The organism is Paenibacillus macerans (assembly GCF_900454495.1).
Classification (GTDB): domain Bacteria; phylum Bacillota; class Bacilli; order Paenibacillales; family Paenibacillaceae; genus Fontibacillus; species Fontibacillus macerans.
Genome location: NZ_UGSI01000001.1, coordinates 2,205,149 through 2,230,350 on the forward strand (window position 1 = coordinate 2,205,149; position 25,202 = coordinate 2,230,350).

Below are 25,202 nucleotides of genomic sequence, written 5' to 3' on the forward strand. Positions count from 1 at the left end.
TATATGCTAACATAAGATCAAAAATTGGCAAGCAGCCGTAAACCTTCGCATTAAAAGGCCGCAGCCTTTGGCGCCGACAGGGGCGCGGCCCCCTGAAGCGCTACTCCCAGCGCTCCAGCATCCGGCACAACCCGACAAACCGCTTCAGACCTTCCCGCGATTGCTGCTCGTTCAGATAAGAATAACTGAGCCTGATCCAGGATGAGAACGATTTTAACGGGTCGCAGATAGAGCCAGGCACGAAGGTGATGGACTGCTTCACGCTTTCGACGAGCAGCCTATCGATCGAGACCGTCTCGGGCAGCTTGACCCATAAATTAAAGCCCCCCTCCGGGCTGGACCACTCCCAGCCTGCCGCGGCAAGCTCCTCCTCCATGATGTCCCGCCGGATCGCCAGCGCGATCCGCAGCTTTTCCAGATGCTGCTGCATCCGCTGCGAAAAGAAATAATGCAGAAAAATCTTCTGATTCAGGAGCGGCGTTCCACTGTTGGACAAAGATCTGGCTTTTAAGATATGTTTCATCACGGGCGGGCGGCAGGCCGTAGCGGCGATGCTGAGCCCCGGGGCCACGTATTTGCTGAAGCTGCGGATATAGATCGTCCACCCCTCCGTATCATAGGCGAACAGCGGCAGCGGAGGTTTTTTGCCGAAATAGATATCCCGGTAGGGATCGTCCTCGATCAGCAGGCATTGATATTGCTGGGCAAGCTCGACCAGTCTTTTGCGCTGCTCGGCCGGAATCGTGTAGCCCGTAGGATTATGAAAGGTAGGGTTGAGATAAAAGAGGCGTGGCTTATAGGACTGCATCAGTCTTTCCACCTCATCCAGCCGATAGCCGGATTCGCTTATTTCGATTGGAACGATGTTGGCCCCCCGCCCTCTGAAGACATCGATCGCCGGGCTGTAAGTGGGCCTTTCCATTAAAACGGCGTCCCGCGGTTTGACCAAAACTCTGGCCAGCAAATCGATGGCCTCCTGCGAACCGGAGGTTATCAGCAGTTCATCGGCCGACAGATGGAAGTGATATTGATCGGCTAAATAACCGCATAAAGCTTCCCGCAGCTCCATATCTCCCTGTATGCTTCCATAGGTGCCCAGAACTTTGGGGTACAAATCGAACACCTTTTTCACGTATTCCGAGAAATAGTGGTTCGGCAGCAGGTTGGGATCAAGCAGCGCTTTGGAATATTGATAGTCGGCCTGGACCTGATGGATTTCCGAAAGGCTGCCGCCCTGAACGCTGGCCAAGACGATCGGGTCGTCCCGCGTTTCGGCGGGCAGACTGCTGCCGGGCGACACATAGTAGCCTGATTTATCCTTCACATATACGGCTTGGCTTGCTTTCAGCAGTTGGTAAGCTTTAAACACCGTAAGCCGGTGGACCTGAAGCTCCGCCGCCAGCTTCCGCACGGAAGGCAGCTTCTCGTCGGCCCGCCACTCCCCGCGCCGGATTCTTTCCTGCACATAATCGTAAACCTGTTCGTACAGCTTATCCGCTTGAACTGCGGAGAACGCGGAGAACGCGGAGGAATTATCGTTTTCCACTCCAGTCCCGCCCCCTTCCTTCCATTTCAACTTCAATCTGTTCTATTATATTCGATCTGTTCTATAAAGTCTCCTGTATGATGGAGACAACGACAGGAGGAATGAATATGGTTTTACTGAATTACATCGTGATGTGTCTCATTTTCGGGACGACCTTTTTGGCCATTAAAGTGGGGGTTGATGCCGGGGCGCCGCCTTTTTTCTCGGCGGGGATTCGCTTTTTTCTGGCGGGCTGCGTCCTGTTTGTATGGATGGCGTGGAAAAAGAAAGCGCAGTTGTCGCTGCTGTTCCGCAAGGAGATGTTTCTAACCGGAGCCGGGCTCACCTTCGGCGTGTTTGCCCCGTTGTATTGGGCGGAGCAGTATTTGAGCTCAGGCATTGCCGCGGTATTGTCGGCGACGGGGCCGCTGATGATTCTGCTGCTGGAGACCCGCATCTCCGGACGCAAGCTGGCCCGCAGCTCCTGGGCAGGCTGCCTTACCGGGTTCGCCGGAGTGATCCTGCTGCTGCTGCCCGATCTGACGGTTGCGCTAAGCCCGCTCTGGCTGCTCGCCTGCGCCGCCGTTTTGTTCGGCGAGACTTTTTACGCGGCCGGGACCGTCTATTCCCGCCGCGTCATCCGGCGGTTTGAGGATACTTCGCCGATCGCCTTGAACGCGGCGCAGATGATGCATGGCGGGGCGCTGCTGCTGGTTTTGTCGCTGTTTACGGAAAACATCAACATCGGGTCCATGCTGGCGCCAAATGCGCTGCTGCCGCTGCTGTACTTGATCGTGGCCGGCTCCATGATGGGCCATACGATATACTACTGGCTTGTCGCCAAAACGAATCCCGTGTTCCCGGCGACCTGGCTTTATATCTCGCCGTTGATCGCCCTTACCCTGGGCGTGCTGCTCTACCATGAGCCGCTTTCTTTCGTGTCCGTGATCGGCGGGCTTACGATTATCGGCGGAATCGCGCTCGTCAACCTGGACAACCTGAAGCAGTTGGCGGGGAAAAAAGCAGCGCTGGCCGGTAAAGCAAGCGAAGCGGGGTAGGCGCGGTAGGTGAGACCGGCTAGGTAAGCGCGGCCCGCACGGTGGGCGAGGCTGGCGCGGCGGGCTGGCCAGCACGATAGACGAGGCCGGCACGGTAGGCGAGACCGGCAAGGTTGGCGAGACCGGCAAGGTTGGCGCGGCGGGCGAGGCCGGCACGAACCGGAGGGCTCGCCGCGTTCATGGGCCGGGGGTTTCCCTTGAGCTGGCGCCTTTGCCCCAGGGCAGGATATCCGGCGAAATGCAAAAGTGCATGCGACTTTTGTCGAAACTCCTCAATGTGGGCAGCTCAAATGCAAATGTGCAGTTCATTTCCTCTCAAAAGATACTTTTTGATCAATTCGACGATTTTCAAATGCATTTTTGCATTTCATCCGCTCATAAAGGGAATTTTGTCTGAAATCAAATGCACTTTTGCATTTGATCAGTTGCTCCTGCGGTTGATTCAGCTAACTTAGAAAAGCGTTCCCTTTGGCGAGGCTCTTTGTCGTGTACACCCATACGCTGGTTGCGCAGGAGTGTTGGGATTTCCTCTTCGGTTCTACTACGAGAATCCTTCCCCTTCTTGCATGAGCAGGGGCACCGAGAACTTCGGCACTTTCGAATCTGTGGAAGCTGCCCTAACGGACTCCAGCGACCTTATCCGCCCATTCCCCGGGTATTTCCCGGCCTAACGGCCCCACATGTCTCTATCTAGCTGAAAACCAGGTCATCCGGACCGATTCGAGTGAAATAAGGTCATATGGGTCCGTTAAATTTTGCAAACCTCCGTTTTTCCGAAAATAACGGCTCTATGGAGCCCCTTAGCCTCCAGCTCCCTCCTCTCCTCTCTTCTCTTCAAGTTCTCCTCTCTTCTCCTCGCTTCTCCTCGAGTTCTCCTCGCTTCTCTACCCGCCTCATCGGCCTCTGCCTGACCGGAAATTTGATAACGTTAAAAAAACCGCCATTCACATACAATGGCGGTTCCTTGATTCTAGGGGAGCTTCTTCATTCTAGGATTCAGAAAAACTGCGGGTATTGCTTGGCCATGCTGTTCACCTGCTCCAACAGGCTGCCCGAATGCTCCTTCACGGCTTGGCGCAGGGCTTCCGCATCGCGGCGGCGAATGGCCGCGACCATGTTCTCATGCTGACGGATATGGGATGGCAGAGCGCCCTCCATCTTGCCGTACAACAGACAAATGCGATTGTAATGGGAAGCTACCGTTTCAATCGTATTCCAGGCAAGCGATTCTCCGGCCGTCTCAAAAATAAGCTGGTGAAAACGATTGTCCTTATGATAAAACTCGATAAAATACTTTTTGTCCGTGTATTTCTTCTGCTTGTTGATCAATTCCTGCATCGTGTCCGCCACCAGCTCGCTGCACTTGCGGATAAATTCATCCACCACGGCGGATTCCAGCGATGTGCGAATAAACCATTCCTCGCGTACCCGCTGCAAATCGATTTTGGAAACCACCGTTTTGCGCTGGGGATAGATTTCCACAAGTCCCGACTGCTGCAGGCGCACAACGGCTTCCCGCACCGGCGTCCTGCTGACGCCGTAACGTTCGGACAACTTCTGAACGCTAACGTCCATGCCCGGCTCCAACGTCATATTCATAATATCTTCTTTGATTTTATTGTAAGTTACGTCATTTAATGAACTGCTGTTATTTATTATCTTCAACGGTTTCCCTACACCTTCCCGAACCCACTCCTAAAACGTCACGATATATGGTTTCCGCGCCGGAAGAATCGTAACTGAAGTACAAAAGAAAATCCAGAATAAACGGGGAGTAATTTAGTCCGTTCAGCTCCCGGGTAAACGCCATGGCGCCGATTTCGCTCAAAGCGCGGATCGTAGAGCGGTGTTTAAGCCCAAGCAAATTCCACAATACGACTTTTTCGGTCCGCGTATAAATTTCCGGCTCAAACCGCTCTTCCACAACATGAAAAATTTCATGCCCCAGGATAGTATTCATTATATCATCTTGCCGAAATAGATCAACCAAGCCCGGAGCTTCCCCGGACACCAGCCGCGCCGCCTTGCGCACGGGTTCCACCATTATTGTTACTTTGTCAGGCGGGGTATAGCAGGCAAACAGAATCCGTTTTCCCGTCACGGAAGCATCCTGGAACTCGATCCGGAGCTTCAACCTTTCGGCAAGCAAACGTACATCCGCACATCCATACTCCCCGCTGATCCGCCTGGCATATTGTTTGCCGCAAGAAACCGCCCCCGCAATCAGCTCCGCTTTTTGCTGCGGCCGTATACGCTGGTTTAAAAGATCCCTCGAAAAAGCATACCGTCCCCACGTTTCATCATTCACCCTGAGCAGCGCCCAGAGCATATCTCCCAATTTGCTTGGCTCCCCCATGCTCCCTCCGTTCCCCTTCCGTTTTCCACCGTTTTCAACTCTGCTTGATATTGGCGGCGACCACGATGATCTCGGTCTCAGGTTCAAAGGTGGACACTTCAATATCCATCAACAGTTCCAACTGTGCGAAATCGGATGCGGTAAAATCCATAACGCGCGCGCCGATGCACAGATAAAAGTCCGGTCTGGCAATGAGCTCCGTTTTATAAACGGCCATCGCTTCCCACAGTTGTTCCACGGCTTTGAGATATGCTCCGGCGGTTGTCTTGATCGCCATGGCCCGGCCGCGCTGAATTTTAATGAAGCCTTTGCTGTCCAGGATACGGACGGCCACGGCGTCTCCCGCTTTTTCAACCTTTTCGCCAAAAATATAAAAGTATCTGGTTTTCTCCAGCAACTCTGTCCGCTCAGCGGAAATCCGCATGTCGCCTGCGGCGATTTCCTTCAGTTCCGCTTCGCTGCATTCCTTTAGCAGCTCGTTGGTTTTGACCTCCGTGGAACCGGTGGCAATCGCGGTGACCTTGGAGGTTTGCGGATCGATATCGATATGGATTTCCACGCTTTCCGGCGTTGCCCCGCTTTGGATGGCTTTATTCATCGCTTCCATTTTAATCGCGCTGATGTCCTCCTTGGAAGGCGACGGGATGATCCGCTCCACCACGTCCCTGACCATGGCCAGGGCGACGCCGATCGAGGAAATGACCTCGGCATTTTCGGGGATGCTGTACTTTAGTCCCATCTTTTCCGCAAAATACACGATCAGCGAAGCCGCTCCGCCCCCGACCCCCACCAAAGAGATCTGATCCTTCTCCAGCTTGTATTTGTCCGCCAGCGCCAAAATAACCGGTTCGATTTTGGCGTACGCCTTCTCCATAATCTGCCCCGCGATATCTTCCACCGTCGTCCCGCAATAATCAGCCAGCGCCTGCATCGCCTTTCTTGCCGCTTCCGCATTGCCGTAGGAAAAATGCTCTTCCTTCACCAGTCCCAGCACATTGGCCGCGCAGGAATTCGTGATCGTCACCCGTTCGCCGTTCTCCAGCCGGATCGCCACATAATCCGCCGGATCACCCGGTTTTGGCGAGAAAAATTCCACCTTGGCCCCCTTGATTTTGGCCGGGTCGGTAAACACCGCATAATCGAGGCCGGCAATATGCGCGGATCTCGGTCCGACATCGATGACTCCGGTTTTGGCCGCGCGGACCATCGAACCCCCGGCCACGCCAAGCACCCGCACATCCAGCGAATTGACATAGGTGGGGTGACCGCCGACGATCGAGTAATCGATCGCCGGCCGCCCGTTTTTGATAACCCCGATATTGGTTGTCGTGCCGCCGACCTCAAAATACACGCCGTTGGAGGCGCGCAAATACATCAAAGAGCCCATCACCGAAGCGGCCGGACCGGAAAGCATCGTAAGAATCGGGCGTTTCTTCATTTCTCCGATTTCCATCACGCCGCCGTCGCCGCGCATAATCATTAGAGGCACGTAGACGCCGGCTTCCCTTACGGACCGCTCCGTTGAATTTGCCGTGTCCAGCATTTTGGGTAAAATACTGGCGTTGATCGCCGCCGTTCTTGTTCTGCGGGTCAGTCCGTACAACTTCGTAATATCCGACGCCATCGTGGTGGGGAGGCCTTTTTTCTCCGCTTCTTCATACACGAGCTGCTCGGGTCTGCCGTTGTCGACGCCAAAGGCCATGGACGGAACAATCACCTGCGCCCCCATCCTTTCCATCTCTTCGATGACCTGCAGCACGGTTTCCTGCGTCATTTTTTTGACATTGATAAAGCTGTTGAAAATTTGAATCGCTTTGTTGTTTCCCAAATCGATGTTCGCTAGTTTCGTCTGTCTTTTGGCCAAAAAACCTTCGAATCCGCCTTTGCCCATCCCGACAATGCCGACCTGGGCGATATCGCCTTCGATCAGCGCGTTGGTTGCTTGCGTCGTACTGTGCGCCACAAAAACGACATCCTCCGGTCGGATGTTATTTTCCTGCAAGCAGTTTTGAAAACATTTTACTACTCCGGCGGCCACGCCCCTGGCATCGTCATGCGTCGTTTTGACCGACGATTTGCCGATAATCTCGTGGGTTTCGTTGTCAATGGCCACGGCTTTGGTATGCGTCCCTCCTACATCAATCCCCATGCGAATTACTCTGCCCATGTTTATCCTCCAACCTTATACGAGATTACCGTACATGACAAAAACGACGGCGCATAGAATAATCCCAATAATCCAGCCTGAAGGGATGGACATCTTCATGAAATCCCTGGCCGGTACCTTCGTATAGCCGAATCCCCAGGCGACCCAGGATTGGGTAACGTCAAGGTGCTGCGGTGCAACCGTGGTGACGGCGAATAATGGATACAAAAATTGCACCGGCCAGGCGGCCGTCGATACAACCACGGCCAGAATGGCCGCCCCGGACCCGACCAGATTCATCGGCCCGCGGAAGAAGCCAAGCGGCGTTAAAACCGCAAACACGATGCATAGCAAAAGCGCCGTCTGCGGCATCACTCCGCCAAATAGAATTTTAAAATAAGGGGAAGCATATGTAGCCGCGTTGTTGAACATGGCGAGCGTCAGCAAAAAGCCGATCATGGGCGCCACATCGATCGCGCCGTCGGCAAACTGCTTTGAAAGCATGCGGCAAATGCCGGCAAATCCGCCCTTTAGCTTGCCGCAGGTCCACAAAGCGAACAGGCCGGCAACAATAAATCCGAAAATAATCGGAATTTTGAACGCAACCACGCCGATCACCGGAAGAATGATCGAAATCCAGGAAATGGCGGGCGCATCTCCGGAATTTTGTTCTTCGGGCGTCGTTGCCGCCCAGGCGCGGGATATTTTCTTCTTGTTCATGGAAAGATTGGCTACAATGAGCACAACGACCAGCGAGACGGCCATCGCAATCATGCCGAAGGTGAAGTAGGCGTTATAATCATAGCTGGCGTAGCTTTCGTTGGCGGTGGCGAAGATCGCCTGATACTGTTTGAAGTTGACGATATTCCCGAAAATCCCGGCCATAATGGAGCCCATGAAGGAAAATAAGGCGATCGGCGAAGGAATGCCGAGCGACAGCATGATCGGCAATACGATGACGGCAATGGAAATTACCGGCCCGATCCCGGTCATGGAGGTAAAAATTACGGCCGTAACAATACATAGGAGCGACATCGTCACTCGCGGTTTGTCTCCGCCCAGTTCCACTACTTTGCGGATTAACGTCGCGGCGATCCCGGTGTCGATCAAAATTCTGCCGAAAAAAGCCCCGAAAAAAATGTTTACAAGGATAGCTTTACCGTAGTTTTCGGGTCCTGTCTGAAACACATTCGTCAGCACGGAAACCCAAGATTGCCCTTCCATCGTACCAGTGGGGGAAATCGCGTTACCGATTAAGGCGAGTGCCGTCCATAATACCGACATGATAAAAAAGCCCACCATGAGGTTATAGCCCTTCACGCAGTACCATACGAGTCCGAAAAACGACAGGACCATCATGAAACCGATTACAAAATTGGCTGCATCCACAAAATGCCCTCCTTAAAGTTTTGTGAGCATTGCTTCCTCAATACGGCATCGTAGAAACTCGCTTCGGAAGCACTACTGAATTAGGAATAAAACAACGCCAACTAACATACTAACATGCTATTTGCTATAACTGACATGTTAGTTTTGTGTCAAATGGTACCATGGCCGTTGTATAACGTCAATATACATTTTCACATAACTTTGAAATCGCTTAAATTCGCCTTGCCATGCAAAAAAGCCCGCAAATTACCGTGAAGGCAAATTTACGAGCTGAGTTGCGTGCTGAGTTGCGTGCTGAGTATTAGTGGATGCATGATGGTACGAAGCGCTACGGGTTCGTGGGCCGGCGGTTTTACCATTGCCGTTTACGACAGGACCGGAGGGGGCAGAGCATTCCCCGAATTTCCACAAACTGCAAAAGGACATGCGATATTTGTCAAATTCTCCCGAAACGGCCCATCGAAATGCAAAAGTGCAGTTCATTTCCGCCCAAAAGATACTTTTTTATCAAATAGCTCCAAAACAGATGCATTTTTGCATTTCATTCACTCAAAAAAGGGGATTTGCGTGAAATCAGATGTACTTTTGCAGTTGATTCGGCAGTTGGTCCCTTCACGAGGCGCCGGCCCCCGCAAAAAAACGGATTAACTCAAGGTTATTCGATGGTCTTCGTCGAGTTTCGTCGGGCCCTCGTCGGGTCTTCACGGTTTTTTTGCGGTCTTCTCCCGGGTTCCGCTCTTTCGGCAACAAACACGGTTCAATCGGCCGCTTGCTTACCTATCAAGCCTTTCCTGCCGCCAAAAATCCGTCCCCGAAAATACATGTTCCGGGCGATACTCGTATTCTTTCGCCGTGTCTTCCGCATATCCCGCCCACGGAACACGCAACGAGCGCAGCCGGGCGGCATCCTTGCTTCTTGTCCCCAATTCCATATACCGGACCGTCGCCTCGTTGGCGGGATTGTTCCAGTTGTCCCAGCCCTTAGGATGAATATGTTCATCCATCAGGCAATCAACAAACACGGTTTGCGCATACTCCCGCCAAGGGCGCCCCAAGTATACCGAAGCTTTAGGAACGCCCGGTTCCGCCGTCAGAAAACAATCGCGGAAGACGTAGCCGTGCTGCTGCCCCTGCGGCGTCGACGCTGCCGTTATATAGCCGACGCCGCAGCCTTCATGAACGAGGCTGCGGATTTCGCAAGCCTCGAACACCGCCGCCGCTCCGCCGAAGATGAAATCGACCGTCCCTTCGATATAGCAGTTTTGATAGTGCTGGCGGTAATGCTCATGATGCTCCTTAAGCGGAATCCCGCCGAACGCGGCCCTTTCCCGCGGCGCCGGGGGCAACGGGCCCGTGAACAGCGTATCCTGATGCCCTTTGAACGTACAGTTTCGGAACACTGCCTGGTCGCAATGCGCATACACCGCCACCGCCTGCCCTATCCGCTCGCCCTGCCCGGCCGTGTTCGAGATCGTCAGATTCTCCACAACGAGATGGCTGCCGCCCAAAAACAATGTCGGCGTGGCAAACGTCCCGATTTCCTCGCCGTGTTCATCCCGCTCCTTGGCATACCGGTTCATCGCGATTTCGACGTACCCGATGCCGACGATGCGAAGATGGGAGCGGTAAATCACCACCTGTTCTTCATATCGTCCCGCCAAAATGTACAGGGTTTCCGGCTGCATGGCGGCATCCCGCTCCAGCGCATCCACCGCTTCCCCGATCGTCCGGTAATCGCAAAACGATTCTTTTCCTACCAGCATGGTTTGCCAATCCCCCCGGTCAAATTATTCCGTCCGCTCACAAAGGCGACCGCAAGTTATACTTCCGATGCAGCTTTCTTTCAGAAAGCTTTCAGTTTCTGCGGAATCATTTTACTCCCTTGCCTGCATCACATTCTTTAGTGCATCCTATATAGATTCAAAGGACGAGAGCGTCACCTGCTCCACCAGTTTTTCCGGCTTGGCGGTATTTTTCGACCGGCAATCCGTAATTTCCACGTCATCCCCGTTTTCAATGTAAAAGGCCGGGCCTTCATGGTTTTCAATCGTTACCCGGCTGAACCGCACGTCCCGCACATTCCCCAAATAGAACCCGCGCCGCGCCATATCGCTGATGCCGGCCATCATCGCCGGGCGTCCGGGAATGGCGTCCTCCGCCATGGAAATGTCGATGTTATCGAACGTGATTTCGGAGATATACCGCTCCGCAAGACCGTACAGAAACCCGGCGGAAGCGTGAACCTGGCGCGCCGTGATCCCGGAAAAATGAATGCGCCGGAAGTTCGGCGTTTCCTCCGTCACAGGATACGGATTTTTATCCCAAACATATTTATCCTTGCCGCGCGGTCCGCAGAAATAATACAGATTCATAATGAACGGGCAGATCACGTCTTCCATCACGATATTGCTGATCCGGATATCTTCGACGACGCCGCCGCGGCCGCGCCGGGATTTCAGGCGGATGCCGCGGTCCGTTTGCTTGAAGACGCAATTTGCTATCGTCACATTGCGGATATTCCCGCTCATCTCGCTGCCCAGCACGACCCCGCCATGCCCGTGCACCATCGTGCAGTTCACGATGGTAATATTTTCGCACGGAATCCGCTCTTTCGTATCCTCGGTTCCCGCCTTGATGGCGATACAGTCGTCCCCTACATCGATATTGCAGTTGCCGATGCGGACATTCGTGCACGACTCCGGGTTGATGCCGTCCGTATTCGGCGAGTCCGCGGGGTTCAGAATCGACACATTGTCGATCGTCACATCGCGGCAGCAAATCGGGTTGACCGTCCAACTCGGCGAGTTGACCAAAGTTACATCCTTGATGCTTACCCTCCGGCAGCGGTCAAAGCTGATCAGCTTCGGACGCGGAAACTTAAGCTCCTCCGGGCGGTTTCTGTGCTTATCCCACCACGGCTCCCCGTTTCCGTTCAGACAGCCGCTTCCGGTCACGGACACGTTTTCGAGATCCTCTCCGTAAATGCAGGAGGCGTGGACCTCTCTTTTTACCCCTTCCCATCTGGACTCCACGGCCGGATAATCGTTTGGGTCCGTACTGAAGGACAACACCGCGCCGGGACTAAGCCGCAGCTCGATATTGCTTCTCATGAAGATGGCTCCGGTCAGGAACGTGCCGGCCGGAACCACCACCGTGCCTCCCCCCGCTTCGCTCGCGGCCGCGATGGCGGCTTCGATCGCCCGGGTTGCCAAAACCCCGCTTTCTCTGACGGCCCCATAATCGGCGATATTATACATACACATTTTGTTTGCTCTCCGATCTGTTCAATAATGATTCCATTTCGACGCAAGCCATCACAAACGCGCCGACGCCATGCAAATCATTGTTCACTTTCGGGCGCGTTACGTAATTGTCGTAATCACCGGCCGAAGTGCCGATACAGATGCCCGGCAGCACCAGCCGGCCCGCATCATCCCACTCCACCGCACGGGTCAGCCCTTCATACCCTTTCTTGGCGGCGCTCAAGGCCTCTTCATCGGCGATTCCCCGCTGCACCGCTTTGGCGATCGTGTAGACAAAGAGGCAGGAGCCCGACGTTTCCAGCCAGTTTTCGGGCCGCTCCCCCTTGTCGACGACCTGGTACCATAACCCGCTCTCCCGGTCCTGATACCGGATCAGGGCATTTACGAACCCTTGTAAAGCGTTAACGAGTTCATCCCTCCCGGGCTCATCGTCAGGCAGCAGCTCAAAAAATTGCGCCAGGGCCAGGCCGTACCATCCGAGCGACCTGCTCCAAAATTCCGGAGAACATCCGGTTTGCGGGTCCGCCCATGGCATCCGCCGGCTCTCATCCCAGGCATGATACAACAGCCCGGTCCGCTCGTCCTTCATATGTTTGCGCATCAGTCTCTCCTGATGCAGCACCTCTGCCCTGAGCCCCGTATCCCCGAACGCATTCGCGTATTTCAGCGAGAACACCCCCGCCATATAAAGCCCGTCAAGCCACATTTGATAAGGATATTTATCCTTATGCCAATAACCGCCTTCGGACGTTCTGTTCAAAGTCAGCAGCAGGTTTCGCAGCTTATCCGCCGCGATCCGGTATTTCGCCGCTCCGGTCCGTTCATACAACCTGAACAGCAGCAGCCCCGCCTGCACGGCGTCCAGCTCATCCCTGGCAAAATAAAAATTGCCCCGCTCATCCACCAGATCATCCACATACTCCTGAATATACGAGATGTAGCGCTCATCCTGAACGGCTTCCCAAAGCAGCTCCATCCCGCACAGGAAAACGCCTTGATGGTAATGCCAGCGGTGCGCGGGCGGCAGGCTGCCGGCGGCGTAAGCGTCCATCAGCGAATCGCAGGCCTTCCTCGCCCACTCGATCGGTGTGTCCGGACAACGAACTGTCATTTCCAAGCTCCTTTCACTTCAAAATCATACTTTCCCGATTTTCCGCAAAAGTTCAGGTTTTCAAGCCGTTACTATCGCTCGCCGTAAATTTAACGGTTGCAGCAGCGGCTATTTTACGAAAAAAGGCCTTTGCTAAATTCTAACGGTTGCGAGCGTCGTTAATTTCCTTAATCCAGGCAAACACAACCGGCTTTCAGTGAAATAAGCGCCATGGCAACCGTTACAATTTGAAATCAACGTTTTTGGAACAAATAGCGGTTGTGGCAACCGTTGCTATGAACGTTTTTGTCAAGCCCTCCGTGTGAGAGGTGCCTGAGCACGTGGCGCGAGAGCAAAAATGCGAGCGACGGTCGGCACGCTGCTATCCGTGGGTTGGTACCACATGTTATGCCTTCGTCAAGGAGAGCTCTTGCAAGCTAGAAGCGCACGTTCAGTTACTCACCTAGTGCAAACGGTTGACGCAAATTCTCTCCCGGAACCTTCGTTTGCTCCCGGGCCTCGTGCTCAGGCGTGAGCTTGTCAAGCGCTTTTCTTGACAAGCGGTTAGGTTCAAATCAACACTTTTCCTATTCCTCATTGGAAATGAGGAACGCCTCACGGCGAGTGTGGGGGTGCAGGGGGCAACGCTCCCTGCGTCTCCCCAAAGGGGACGGAAGGGGCGTTAGTTAGCCACCGGTTGTTCCACCGTTCGAGCAACAGCCCATATGAACCCGGTTAGCTCCCTGGCCACCGCGCCTACGGCCACATTTTTGTGTTTGTTCTTTCCAAAAATGAGATGACGGTATTTGTAATGCAATCTTTCTTGCGCTTTCCACGACAACAGTTGTATATCGGCCGGCATGCCATCCAAACGCTTGGCGAGATCTCCTTTCACCGCAGGCCGATGACGGTAGCTCCAGGCGGATTCCACCAAGGATCGGCGCAAGCGCCCGTTACCGGCTTTGGTCATACTTCCGCGCCGAGTACTCAGGCCGGTTGAACTCTCACGAGGAACCAACCCTAAATACGCCATGAGTTGGGCCGGGGAGCGGAAGCGAGTAAATGAACCGATCTCAGCAGCTAGAGTGACGGCCGTCAGTAGTCCAATCCCACGCAGGGACTGAAGCACCCGAATCAGAGTTGCCTTGGAGCCGACCGTGGCTTGCTGAACCAAGGCTTTTTCCAAACGCCCCATCCGCTGCTCGATCTCATTTAAGGTATGGAGCATCTCGTCGAAGGCTACTTGCATGGGCTCATAAGGGAATGTCAGTTGCTCCAGCCAGGAACGGTACTTCCGGGTCCAACGACGCTTTATCGTAGCCGGCGGTTCGATGTGATGGCGGAGCAGGAACTTCAATATCCGCTGGCGTGCCCGATGCGCGTCCTCTTTGGCGGCCTCCCGGGCGCGAACCAACTCCCGCAAAGCCTCGTCTTCCCGCTCCGGGACGTAGACAGGAGTCAATTCTCCTGCACGAAACAGACGGGCAAGCTGCTCGGCGTCCCGTCGATCCGTCTTCACGTGATCACCAGGGCGTTTGGGAATAAGCGACGGAGCAATGACAACGCAATGGGCTCCCATGGAGGTGATCCAGCGATAGGTTTCGTAACCTGTCGGACCTGCCTCATAACAAAACGATAGCGTTTCGGCCGGTCCCAGTTCTTTGATCAGCTTGCGCAGCGCCGCCGGGGTGTGAGGAATGCTCCCGTAATAGCGAGGAGTTTCACCGCTTGCATCTGCAATAGCAACCGAAATTTTTTCTTTGGATACATCTAAACCGACGAATTTTGTGGTAGACTGCATAGTATCAGCTCTCCTTTGCTATGTAGCTCTGAAATGGTTTGGTTTTCACTATCCATTTTAACCTACGAGATGTAGCAATATGGAGGGCTGTCTTTTGTTTACGTTCATCATAGCTAGAATCGTTTTGCGGGTTAAAAAACGCACCATGTCACGCTGTACACGGAATAACGCGGCCTCTTAGCCTTTGATCGAGCCGAGCATGGCCCCTTTGGCGAAATGCTTCTGCAAAAACGGATACACAAGCAGAATCGGCACCGTGGCGACCACGATGACCGCCATCTTGATCGTCTGATCCGGCGGCGGCACCGTACCGTCCAGGGTGGAACTGTGATCCAGCCCGCTCGCCAGCACGACGATTTGCCGGAGCAGCACCTGAATCGGCCATTTCACGCTGTCGTTCAGGTACAAAATTGCCGACATGTACGTATTCCAGTACGTCACCGCATAAAACAGGGAAATCGTCGCGATTGCGGGCATCGAAAGCGGCAGTACGATTTTGAACAGGATGCCGAAGTCGCTGCAGCCGTCGATCCGCGCGGATTCCTCCAGGCCTTCCGGAATGTTCTGAAAGAAGTTTTTAAGAATGATCATATTAAAAGCGCTGATCGCCGACGGCACGACGAGCGAGGCATACGTATCGATCATCCCGAGCTCCTTGACGACCAGAAACGTAGGGATCAAGCCGCCGTTAAACAACATCGTAAAGACGACGAGGAAATTGAGCGTTTTACGGCCGTCGAGATCTTTGCGGGCCAGCGCGTAAGCCATCAGCGCCGTCAGCAGCATGCTGAACAGCGTACCGATCAAAGTAACGCCAACCGAAACGCCCATCGCCCTGAAAATTGTATTCGTCGAAAAAATAAATTTGTAAGCTTCCAAACTCCACACCTTCGGGATCAGCACAAATTTATTGGCTGCCAGCTCCGCGTTGGTCGTAAACGAACCGGCCACGACATGGATGAAGGGAAGCACCGTAATGAGCGCAACGATGGCCAGCAGCGTAAAATTAATGGCAGCGTATATTCTGCCGCTTATGGATCTGTCTTCTACCATATGAACTCCTCCACATCTATATTGAAACGATGGTTCAGGAAGCCATAAACCTAACTTCTTGAACACGTTCTAGTAGACGCCTTCCTCCCCGATTTTTTTGGCTACTTTGTTAACCAGCACGACCATGATCAGGCCGATCACGGATTTAAAGAACCCGATCGCCGTACTGTAACTATACTGCCCCTGCCGCAAACCGGCGGTGTATACGTAAGTGTCGATGATTTCCGCAACCTGCCGGTTCATCGAGTTCAATAGCAGGTAGACGTGCTCAAACCCGAGGTCAAGCACATGGCCGATTTTCAGAATAAACAGCGTGATGATGACGCCCCGGATCGCCGGAAGCGTAATATGCCATACCTGCCGCATTCTGCCGGCTCCATCGATCCGCGCCGCTTCATACAGTCCCGGATCGATGGCCGCAATGGCCGCCAGGTAGATAATCGTACCCCAACCCGCTTCCCTCCAAATGACCTGGAGGATATACATCGGCCTGAACCAGCCGGGATTCAGCAAAAAATTGATTTTTTCAAATCCGAAATAAACCAGCAGTTCGTTGATAATGCCGCCGTCCATCGTCACCATGACATAAGTAATCGAAACGATGATGACCCAGGACATGAAGTGCGGCAAATAGACAAGCGTCTGAAACAGCCGTTTGAAAAAATTGCCCCGCAGCTCGTTCAGCATTAACGCCAAGATAATCGGCACCGGAAAATAAATGAACAGGTTGAGGGCAAACAAAACGATCGTGTTCATCAAAATGTTCGCGAAGTCCGGTTCGGTAAACAATCGTTTGAAATGCTCCATACCGACCCATTCGCTGCCCATAATTCCGTTATAAGGCTTGTAATTCTGAAAAGAAATGATCAGCCCGTACATTGGCAAATATTTGAAAATGATAAAATAAAGCACTCCCGGCAGCAGCATGACATACAGCCATTTGTTTCTCCACAGCCGCTTCCTGAGCTCGCCGGTCTTGCGGCGGCTGCCAGGCTGGACCTTGGGAGTAACAGTGGACGGAGCGGTCGCTTCCTGCATGCGTCTCTTCCTCTCTGCTTCTTAATTCATGAACATCACATTCTTTAGTTCATCCTATTTATTGAAGCATCAGCCTCATTGCCTGTTCGGCCTACGTTTTATTTGGATGCGTTATACTCCTCGATGATTTTCGATCCGCCGCGGCTCTTCCATTGTTCCACCGCTTTTTCAAAACCGGCCTTGTCGATTTGACCATAGATATATTGGTACGTGGCGTCCGTAATGATTTGCTGAAGCTCTACTCCCTTATTCGTATAGGTTTGCGAGTCGAGAGCCGCCGTCGGGTCAGGCACGCCTACCTTCACATTTTCCTTGATTAATTCCTCGGCATGAATCCGCCCCGGCAGCGTATTGTAGCTTTCGTACATGCCGTTCGTTTCGAACTCGCCGATGACGCTGTCCTTGAACGGCTTCACTTCGCGTTCGATCAATTCCTTGTTTTCCGCAGCTTGCGCTTTTCCTTCCACTACCGTATAATGCGTGCCTTCGATGCCCCAATACATCAAATTGGCCACTTCAGGGGTCATCATCTTGTCAAAGAACGCCAGAATCTTCTTGAGCTCTTCCTCATTTTTTACTGCGGATTTCGGGAACAGGACGATATTGTTATAACCCGGAATCATCCATTGGGCGAATTTTCCGTCCGGTCCGGCAACCATACTGTGCGTGTCCAGCACGGCATTTGGAGCGTTTTTGATCAAATCCTTGTGGATCGAATCGATATCCTGCATGGACCCGCCGATATAAAGTCCGGCCTTGCCGCTGGTGAACATATTGACGGCATCGGTTTTGCTCGTGGCCGCAAAATCCTGGTTGATGTAACCGTTGTCACGAAGCTTTTTGAAAAAGTCCATCGTATCGATATACTGCGGGAACATGAACTCCGGCTGGAGCTGACCGTCCTTCTCGCCCCAGTTGTTCGGCGTGCCGAACCAGGAGGATACCGTTTTAAAGGCCCCGTAAACCAATTCGTTCCGGTCGACAATCCCCGTCGTATCCTTTTGGCCGTTGCCGTCCGGGTCTTGTTCGGTGAACGCCTTCGCCATTTCGAACAATTCATCCACATTGGCCGGCGCGTTAAGCCCCAATTTGTCCGCCCAGTCCTTGCGGTAAATGATGCCTTGGCGGGCAAGCGGTCTGCCGATGTATAGCGAATACAGCTTGCCGTCCACTTTCGTGTTGTTCAGAATTTCCGGCTTCAATTTGTTCAGATTCGGGAATTCACTCATATAAGGGCCGATTTCCCAAAACTGCCCGTCCTTGATCGCCTCTTTCATTTGAATAAACGTAGTCTGGTTTTTGAGGTAGGTCACTTGCGGCAAAGAGCCTGTTGCAAATGCGGTATTCAGCTTTTCCTCATAAGTGTCGGCCGGGAAAAACTGATACGTCAGCTTCGTGTTCGTCAGTTTCTCCAGTTCGGTTTTGATCGTGTCCGGAGGAGTCTCGGACGTATTCAATGGAAGCATGATCGTGATTTCCGTCGGTTTGTCCGACCCTGCGGATTGGTTCTCTCCGTTCGCCGCGGTGGACGAACCCGGTTCTGTCGCGGCTGCGCCGCCTCCATTGTTACCGCTTCCACAACCGGCCAGCATGACGCTTAGCGATAAAAGCGCGGTCAACAAGAGGGTGAAAGACTTTTTCTTCATACCGTTTTGACCTCCAAATGAAATGTATTGGTTACATCTTCACAGTACATTCCGCCGGAGCATTCCGGAAACAATCATTTCCTCATAACGGCCGGCGCGACGGGCATATCTGAAATAATGATTATCGTGGTGATGAATGATGGGAATATATTTTTTAATCAAATTATAAAAAAAATTACAGTATAATGTACAATATAAGCAATCACTTTTGTATAGCCCCGGAGCTATAAAGTACTATAGACGCGAATCTTTCGCTAATAAAAAGGAGGTAATATATGCGAGTTGAAATGTTACGAAAAACGTTTAACGGCATGGATGCAGCCGAATTCAAACCGTTTAGCGGCGCGATAGTCAAATTATTGGCCGCCCCTCTTCCGATCCGGGAATTTTCCGGTATTCTCCACGAGATGAGCGATGCCCGGAAACGGCGATTGCTATCATCGCTAAATATTAAAGGAAAGAGTTCCACGAACAAACCTTACCCTATGGAAGGACTCATCCATATCATTCGCGCGAAATCGGGGAAGCGCCACGAAAAGTTAAAAATACTGCAGCACATCCTATTGTCCGTAAGCGACCTTTATGAGGATGATACGGCTTCCGATGAATCGTTTTTGGCATTGGAGCAAGAAAAAAAGGAGCAATACGGGCCGTGGCATTACTATTGGGCTTTGCGTTTTTTTCCCGAAGAATCGGCGGCTATCGCCCAAAGGATCGCGGAGCTGGAGCAAGAATTGCCATCCGGCCTGGCCCTTGCTCCTGCCCCGGCCCCTTCCCGGGACAAGAAAGAGCTGGCCAAAGAAGAGAAGCAAAGAATCGACCATGAACGCGGTCTCCGCGTTCAAGCCGAACGGACCATCGCCAAACTGAAGCAGGAACTGCGGACACTGGAAGAAAATCTGCAGCGTGTGCTGGCCCAAAATAACGCCCTTCAAGCGGCAAAAGCGGAACTGGAACAAGAGCTTGCCGGCCTTCGGCAGCGTCACGAGTTCGAACGGAAGAGAAACTCCCAATTGGAGCATGATGTAAAGAAGCAGCGGCAAGAAACAAGAAAATGGCAACAGGCGGCCCGCGAGAGCGAAAAAAACGCCGCTCTGGCGCTGCAGAACGTCCGGAAAGAACAAGACGCGTTGCAAAGGCGGCTCAGTTTGGCGGAAAGTCCCGCGGCCTGTGGGGATCGGCTGGTTCGGCATTTTCATGAGGAAGCCTTCCTGCTTATGGAAACACTAAAGCGCCGCGGCACGCTGACCGGGCCGGAACAAATACGCATCCGCAAAAAGATTTCCTTGAAGCTTGATCTCATCAATCGGCTTGAAGAACAGTTTCACGTTTACCCGGAGGAACCCGATTACAAGGCGGAAGCGGCCAGCAGCTTGAAGCCGCCCGCCCCGCCGCAGGATATTGTCCAGGACCGGACGACGGTCTCAAACAAGAAGACCGGGATCTTTTATCGCAAAGAACACGGCGGTTATATCCAGTTGGAAGACGGTGATTCCTTTACGGTTACGGAATCCGTGGTTAACGCCGTCGGGTTGGAGCATGAGGCCGAGGTTGAGTGCGAACCGCAAAAGAGGCCGGACGGCTCCGTCTTTCAGCATATCACCGTGCTGTTTCAAGGGGACGACACGCATGCGCCCATCGAGCAATATTGGGGATATGTGGAACTGGGTGAACACCATGCCTACTACTGCGTAGATATCCAAAACCCGCAAAACCGTTTTCCCGTACATGAAAAAGATTTGGAGGTCCAGCGCCCCTTTGACGGCGATCCTTGCCTGTTTAATGTGGCCGCGGACGGAACCTGCGCCAGACTTTCAAAAGTGTTCCGGAACCGGGACGAGATGAACCGCGAACGCGGACAAGCCATAACCGGAAAGCGGAATACGGAGAAAAAGAAAAAAAGCGCCGCGGAAAGTGAACCGTTCCTGCAGGGGTGCAAAATCGCCGTCATTGGAGGACAAGCCAAATGGTTTGAATCCGTGGTCAAACAAACCGGGGCGGAATTCGTCCATGAAAACGGAGAACATCCGGAGCGAATCTTTGCGGAACTGCGCAAATCCCACGCCCTGTTTAAATTGATTACAGCGACCTCACACGAAGCAACCTGGGCCGGTGTGGAAATCGCCAAAGCCAACGGCATCCCTCATTTTTTGCTGGAAGGCTCCAAAGCCAATCTCAGAAGACAGCTTTGGGAAAACAGAGAGCTCATACGCAGCAGACTTCAGGCCCGTGGCTAGATTGGATATGGAAAATGCATGCACGGCATCCGTGAAACGAAGCAACAAGGACCTTAAGTTCCGCCGGCAAGCGGAAGCTAAGGTCCTTGCTAAATCAAAACCAAGGTTTGTGTCTTGGTACCCCTGCCTGCTGCTTTTCACGATTATCCCTCTTGTTCAGGGGGAGAGGTTGGGGGCTAATCACGGTCCTTTCATTTTTCCCGGTGTCTTGCCCCATTCCTCCCGTGAGGTCTGCTTCACTTCTCCAAACCTCTTTCTCACAAACTGTCTAACGATCTCGAGCATGTCTGCTGCTCCCAAACCTATTTTCTTCTCCTGATTTATCTTCCTTTTTGCTTCCGGATCAAACGGGATAATCGTGCAAAGCGTCCGGAGCAGTGGATATTGACCTGCCAACCATCCCGATCAGTCGAGTTAGCATATCCTCGATTCGATCCAGTCTCTCTTCGCACATTGTGTACCTCCCAAAGCAAAATCATGTTTCATGTCATTCTATAGCCTTGTTTTGAACAATCTTATATCGCTCTTTTGTTCTGCAAGTGAAGCCTCGAATTCCCGGATAATCGTTTCGCCGCCGCTAAGTTGCCAGCGTTCGATTTCCTGCTTGAAGCCTTCGGCATCGATGTGGCCAAGGATGTAATTGTATGTGGCATCCGCGATGATCGCGGAAAGCTCGGCGTTTTTCTCATCAAAGGTCGGTGAATTGAGCTGAACCGTCGGGTCAAGGGCCAGAAACGATTCATTGTCCTTACTGAGCTGATCCGCAATATAGGTCAGCTGTTCTTTTTTGGCGACCTCCATAATATTTTTGTTGCTGATGTCGGCAATGAGCAGCGAATACAGCGGGTTCACCTCGTACACCCGAAGCTGCGAAGTCTCTTCCGGAAGGACCACTTTCCCGTTTTCCGTATAATAATGTCTCCCCTCAAATCCGTACATCATTATATTGGCGACATCCTTGTCCATGGTCCGGTCAAAAAAGCCAAGCACCTCCCGCAGTTCTTCCTCCGTAGGGATCGCCTTTTTGGAAAACAAATAAAGCCCGTTGTAGTTCGGAATCGACCAGACCTTGTATCCGTGCGGGCCTTTGATCCGGTTGACCAGCGTAAATTCGGCGTCCGGATTGATCGCCCGCGCTTCAATGGACAGCCGCTGAACGTCGGTCATGCTCCCGATAAATACGCCCGCCTCGCCGCGAATGAACTTGTCGCGTTGAATCTCTTTGCTCGTAAGCGGAAAATCCTGATTGATCAGCTTCTCGTCGTACAGCTTTTTCATAAAATTCATCGTATCCATGTACTCGTCCGTCATAAATTCCGGGATGACATGGCCATCCTCAATTTTCCAATTGTTCGGCGTCCCGAAATAAGAGCTTAACGTCTTGAAAATGCCGTACACGAGATCATTGCGGTCCACGACGCCCAGCGTGTCCTGCTTCCCGTTCCCGTCCGGATCGTTATATGTAAATTGCTTCATCACCTCATACAGGTCTTCCAGCGTCTGCGGCGCTTTTAAACCGAGATGGTCAAGCCAGTCCTTGCGCAGAATAACCCCTTGCCGCGAGGAGGGGCGCTCGGTATATAATCCGTATATTTTTCCGTCCACCGCAGTCTGATCCAAAATCTTCCGTTCAAGCTTGCCGAGGTTCGGAAACTCCTCCAAAAACGGCCCGATTTCCCAGAAAACGTCCGAACGAATCGCATTTTTGACCAGATTGTAATCGGAAAATTTCACGAAGCTGACTTTGGCCAAGGAATTGGTCGTCAGCCCGGTCATCATCTTGTCGGTATAAACGCCCTCCGGCACCCAGCGAAGGTCAAGCTGCACCCCCGTCAGCCGCTCGATTTCCGCTACGACATCTTTGGAGGGCGGCTGAGGAAAATGAAGCGGTACCAAAATCGAAATAAAAGTACGATCTTCGCCGGCCGCCGCGTGTTTTGCGTCCCGGTTCATGCAGCCGCCAAGCAGAGAAACGGCGATCAGACAAATAGCAAACGCGCAAAACATGCTTTTTAATCCGCGTTTTTTTCTGAACATTGATTATGCCTCCCTAAAAATTCGAAGAATGAAACAAAATGATTATTGCCTAACGAGATGATTATTGTAATTATCTGTAAAACACTTTACACTTGATATAGCCGCAATTCATCACATAAGGTCAGGTGCTGATATTGGTGAAACCGTTAAGCTTTTTGAGCAAATTAATGATTTTTACGATCGTCGTAAGCACGCTTCCCGTGTTGTTCATCGGTACCTTTTCCTATTTGACTTCGACCCGGGAAATCCAAAAAAATGTCAACCAAAGCAAAATTGAACTGATTTCGCAAATTAACTCAAATGTAGAACGTAAATTGACGACTGTCAATCAAACTTTAAATCAGGTGGTCAACTCGACCGTGCTTAAAAGGGCTCTTAACAACCCGCTAAGTGAAAGCGATTTCAAATTATACAACGACTTGCGCAGTGAAATCCGCAACATGCAATCCTTCGATACGAAGCTGGAAGACGTCGTTTTGATCAACATGCAGCAGAACTGGATGGTGAAAAATTCGGGCCTTTACCGGCTGGACGAATATAAGGATCACGAGCGGCTCGAACGGCTGATGGATACGCCAGACAATACCTCGTGGATTTTAACCCCGTCCGCGTGGTTTTACAGCGAGGAAAACATCAATTCCGCACCATGCAATTACAGCATCAGCCTGATCAAGAAGCTTCCGGTCTCCAAGCTGCATAAATACGGGCTGGCCCTGGCGAATATTCCCGCTTGCAGCCTGCAGGACGTCATCGCGACGGACGTAAATTCGCAAGGCAGCATCATTGTCGTCGACGAACACGATCGGATTCTGATCCATCCCGATCCGTCGTTCATCGGCAGGCCGCTCGAAGAGACCGGATTTGCGGATGTGTCCCTGATTGCGGACGAGTCTAAGCCCTCCGGGCAATTTCAAACGTTGATCGGCAAAAAAGATTTTTCCGTCACCTATTTGCGCTCCCAATTGAACGGCTGGGTGTACCTGTCGGTGACTTCGATCGGAAGCCTGACCAAGGAAGCGGGCAAAATCGGGCTGTATACCTTTTACGTCTGCTTGCTTATGCTCATCCTGTCCATCTTGCTGGCCTGGTTCGGTTCACGCCGGATGTATTCGCCGATTGAACGCCTCCTTAATCAGATGGGCCGGCGAAAAACCGATGTCCGCCGGAGGCGGGCCAACGAATTTGAAATGATCGGCGAAGAGCTCCACCAATTGTTCCAGTCGAAATCCCGGCTCGAAACGGAGATCAGCCAGCACATTAGACAGGTTCGCACCTTTTCCTTGATCCAGGCCTTCCAGGGAAAATACAAAAAGCGCGAACTTCTGGAGAAACTCGAACAGCACGGCTACAAAGATCAAATCGAGGAATGGCAAACGATGGCGGTCATCGCGCTGGCGCTCGATTTTGCGGACGATTCGGCTTATGAGAAAAAAGATCTCAACCTGCTGCTGTTCGCCGCACAGAATATGATCGAGGAACTGGCGGATCCCCACAGCAGGTTTGCCCCGGTCATTATGGACCAGACCATCGTGACTTTGATCGGAAGCGCGGACGGAAATGCCGAAACCTTTCATCAAACCGTTTATGCTTTAACCGAAAAACTGCAGCACGAAATCGGCCAATATCTGAAACTGCAGGTCAGCATCGGCATGAGCTTGCCTTTCCAATCCATTCACAAAATATCCATCGCCTACCGGGAAGGGATCGAAGCGCTGAAATACCGGATAAAACTGGGCACCGGCGTGATTGTCCAATACGAGAACATCAACTCCGGCAAGCATGTATTGAACTTGAACTACCCGACCCATAAAGAAAACGACCTGATGGACGCGGTCAAGCTGGCCGAACCGGGCAGAGCGAAAGAGCTTACCGGCCTGCTTTTTAAGTCCTTGTTCGCCCAGGAGCTCTCGCCGCAAGAGTATCAAATTCCGCTGACCCGCCTGCTGAACAATTTGCTGATCATGATGCAGGAATCGGGGATTTCGCTGCAGCAGATCCATCACGCCAACAGCTCGTTGTTTGAGGAGATGCTCGACCTGCACACCAAAGCCGAAATCGAGGACTGGTTCTGGACCACGGTCATCCAGCCGATGATCAAAATTTTCAACAGCAGGCAAAACGCGCAGTATCACAATATATCGGAGAAAATCATCGATTTGATCCAGCATCATTACGACACCGACCTGACCCTGGAGGAATGCGCCTCGCGCCTGCACTACAATGCGAACTATATTAGCAGCATTTTCCGCAAGGAAACGCAGTACTCTTTCAGTGAATATCTCACGATGTACCGGTTCCAAATGGCCAAGAAATGGCTGAGGGAAACGGATATGCCGGTCAAGGATATCGCGGCAAAGCTCCGGTACAACAACTCGCAGAACTTTATCCGTTCTTTCCGCAAGGTGGAGGGCATGACGCCGGGGCAATACCGCGACGCCGCCGCTTCGCACGGGCCCGGCAAGATCCGTGAATCGATTTAGGCCGATTGCGGCGGACCTTGCATCGCTGGCTCCCATCCGGGCCTGCGAACAAGAAAAGCGCAGCGGGCTGCCCCTTCTGCGCT

At 52.5% G+C, this 25,202-nt stretch carries 16 protein-coding genes; 3 read left to right on the forward strand and 13 right to left on the reverse strand.

Annotated features, from left to right (window positions below; translation table 11 throughout):
• Positions 1–100: 100 nt before the first annotated feature.
• Entirely contained in the window at positions 101–1,546 is a 1,446-nt protein-coding gene (locus DYE26_RS09965; RefSeq protein ID WP_051985525.1) for an aminotransferase-like domain-containing protein, read from the reverse strand.
• 107 nt (positions 1,547–1,653) lie between these two features.
• Between DYE26_RS09965 and DYE26_RS09970 the strand changes: the two genes are divergently transcribed.
• Complete coding sequence (locus DYE26_RS09970; RefSeq protein WP_036623914.1) at positions 1,654–2,583, forward strand: DMT family transporter; 930 nt, start codon at positions 1,654–1,656, stop codon at positions 2,581–2,583.
• Between the two features lie 996 nt (positions 2,584–3,579).
• Here DYE26_RS09970 and DYE26_RS09980 read toward each other — a convergent pair.
• From DYE26_RS09980 to DYE26_RS10030, 11 genes are all read right to left on the reverse strand, one after another.
• Positions 3,580–4,248, reverse strand: a complete 669-nt coding sequence (locus DYE26_RS09980) for a GntR family transcriptional regulator (RefSeq protein WP_036623916.1) — start codon at positions 4,246–4,248, stop codon at positions 3,580–3,582.
• Entirely contained in the window at positions 4,232–4,939 is a 708-nt protein-coding gene (locus tag DYE26_RS09985) for a hypothetical protein (protein ID WP_036623917.1), read from the reverse strand. The genes DYE26_RS09980 and DYE26_RS09985 overlap by 17 nt, the downstream gene beginning before the upstream one ends.
• 34 nt (positions 4,940–4,973) lie before the next feature.
• Positions 4,974–7,106, reverse strand: coding sequence for a hydantoinase/oxoprolinase family protein (locus DYE26_RS09990; RefSeq protein WP_036623918.1), 2,133 nt, complete (start codon positions 7,104–7,106; stop codon positions 4,974–4,976).
• Positions 7,107–7,121: 15 nt separating this feature from the next.
• Entirely contained in the window at positions 7,122–8,474 is a 1,353-nt protein-coding gene (locus DYE26_RS09995) for a citrate transporter (protein ID WP_213510780.1), read from the reverse strand.
• 773 nt (positions 8,475–9,247) lie between these two features.
• Entirely contained in the window at positions 9,248–10,237 is a 990-nt protein-coding gene (locus DYE26_RS10000; RefSeq protein WP_036623919.1) for a pectinesterase family protein, read from the reverse strand.
• 147 nt (positions 10,238–10,384) lie between these two features.
• Positions 10,385–11,737: a glycoside hydrolase family 28 protein gene (locus tag DYE26_RS10005; RefSeq protein ID WP_036623920.1), complete on the reverse strand. Its 1,353-nt coding sequence runs from the start codon at positions 11,735–11,737 to the stop codon at positions 10,385–10,387.
• Positions 11,724–12,848 (reverse strand): glycoside hydrolase family 88/105 protein, encoded by a 1,125-nt coding sequence (locus tag DYE26_RS10010; protein ID WP_036623921.1) that lies wholly within the window; start codon positions 12,846–12,848, stop codon positions 11,724–11,726. The genes DYE26_RS10005 and DYE26_RS10010 overlap by 14 nt, the downstream gene beginning before the upstream one ends.
• A 661-nt stretch (positions 12,849–13,509) precedes the next feature.
• Complete coding sequence (locus tag DYE26_RS10015; protein ID WP_036622457.1) at positions 13,510–14,628, reverse strand: IS110 family RNA-guided transposase; 1,119 nt, start codon at positions 14,626–14,628, stop codon at positions 13,510–13,512.
• 177 nt (positions 14,629–14,805) lie between these two features.
• On the reverse strand, positions 14,806–15,681 hold the full coding sequence (locus DYE26_RS10020) for a carbohydrate ABC transporter permease (protein ID WP_036623923.1): 876 nt from the start codon (positions 15,679–15,681) through the stop codon (positions 14,806–14,808).
• Positions 15,682–15,750: 69 nt separating this feature from the next.
• Positions 15,751–16,719 carry an ABC transporter permease gene (locus DYE26_RS10025; RefSeq protein ID WP_036623924.1) on the reverse strand — a complete coding sequence of 323 codons (969 nt, stop codon included), beginning with the start codon at positions 16,717–16,719 and terminating at the stop codon, positions 15,751–15,753.
• A gap of 98 nt (positions 16,720–16,817) precedes the next feature.
• On the reverse strand, positions 16,818–18,365 hold the full coding sequence (locus DYE26_RS10030) for an extracellular solute-binding protein (protein WP_036623925.1): 1,548 nt from the start codon (positions 18,363–18,365) through the stop codon (positions 16,818–16,820).
• 275 nt (positions 18,366–18,640) lie between these two features.
• Here DYE26_RS10030 and DYE26_RS10035 point away from each other — a divergent pair, with 275 nt between their 5' ends.
• Positions 18,641–20,602: a hypothetical protein gene (locus DYE26_RS10035; RefSeq protein WP_036623926.1), complete on the forward strand. Its 1,962-nt coding sequence runs from the start codon at positions 18,641–18,643 to the stop codon at positions 20,600–20,602.
• Between the two features lie 492 nt (positions 20,603–21,094).
• Here DYE26_RS10035 and DYE26_RS10045 read toward each other — a convergent pair whose 3' ends face one another.
• Entirely contained in the window at positions 21,095–22,639 is a 1,545-nt protein-coding gene (locus DYE26_RS10045) for an extracellular solute-binding protein (protein WP_051985526.1), read from the reverse strand.
• Positions 22,640–22,776: 137 nt separating this feature from the next.
• Between DYE26_RS10045 and DYE26_RS10050 the strand changes: the two genes are divergently transcribed.
• A complete protein-coding gene (locus DYE26_RS10050) occupies positions 22,777–25,119 on the forward strand; it encodes an AraC family transcriptional regulator (RefSeq protein WP_036623928.1) in 2,343 nt (780 codons plus the stop codon).
• Positions 25,120–25,202 lie beyond the last annotated feature (83 nt).